Source organism: Mesorhizobium sp. M7D.F.Ca.US.004.03.1.1 (genome assembly GCF_003998635.1).
In the GTDB taxonomy this organism is placed as follows: Bacteria; Pseudomonadota; Alphaproteobacteria; order Rhizobiales; family Rhizobiaceae; genus Mesorhizobium; species Mesorhizobium loti.
The window spans coordinates 1-789 of the sequence record NZ_RZQG01000246.1 but is presented as its reverse complement, the minus strand read 5'-3'; the positions used below and the strand labels follow the sequence as shown (position 1 = coordinate 789).

The following is a 789-nucleotide window of genomic DNA, read 5'->3' as shown; positions in this document are numbered from 1 at the left end:
GCCATGTAAAGCAGCAGGGTGGCGACGCCGAGACGCATGCCGAAGGCGGCGGCGATCAGCAGCACGGCCAGCGTCTGCATCGAAATGTCGACCGGCCCAAGCATCACCTTGGTCTTGGCCGACAGGGTCAGCACCAGTGTTCCGGCGATCGCCAGGAAAAGCTGCGTTGCCAGCCGCGCCGCGCCACTTTGCGGCAGGGCCAGAGAAACAAGCGGACGCATCGTAGTTGCAATTGCCATGGTATTTCCCCAATCCGATTGCCGCTATCCGATGTTCGCGGCCTCACGTTCTCCTATATTGGCTTGCGTGTTATGCGGCAATCGGTTTTGCCGTTTCCTGAAACAAGGCACCGATGCATTCGCCATGGCACTCAAATTCGATACCGGCTTCGACCCCCTTTATGGCCAGGGGGTAAGCGTCGCGCCCGATATCCAGCGCATCACGGCCCGCAATCCGAGCCCCTTCACCTTTCACGGCACCAACAGCTACATCGTTGGCCGCGATACGCTGGCGGTGATCGATCCGGGGCCGGATGACGAGGCGCATCTGCAGACCCTGCTCGAGGTGATCGCGGGTCGGCCGGTCAGCCATATCTTCGTCAGCCACACGCACCGCGACCACTCCCCGCTGGCGGCCCGGCTGAAGCAGCGCACCGGCGCCCCGGTGCTGGCAGAGGGGCCGCACCGGCCGGCAAGGCCTTTGCATGTCGGCGAGACCAATGCACTCGACGCCAGCGCCGACATGGCTTTCGTCCCCGATATTGCGCTTTCAGACGGCGAGGTGGTCGAC

General features: G+C 63.4%; 2 protein-coding genes. One reads left to right on the top strand and one right to left on the bottom strand.

From position 1 onward, the window contains the following. Positions 1-239 (bottom strand): biotin transporter BioY (locus EN935_RS42070; RefSeq protein WP_245488982.1); only part of this gene is annotated, 239 nt, incomplete at its 3' end. 124 nt (positions 240-363) lie between these two features. On the opposite strand from EN935_RS42070, the gene EN935_RS15760 reads away from it, so the two are divergent. Next, positions 364-789, top strand: a 426-nt coding sequence (locus tag EN935_RS15760; RefSeq protein WP_127373432.1) for an MBL fold metallo-hydrolase, incomplete at its 3' end; no start/stop codon positions are given.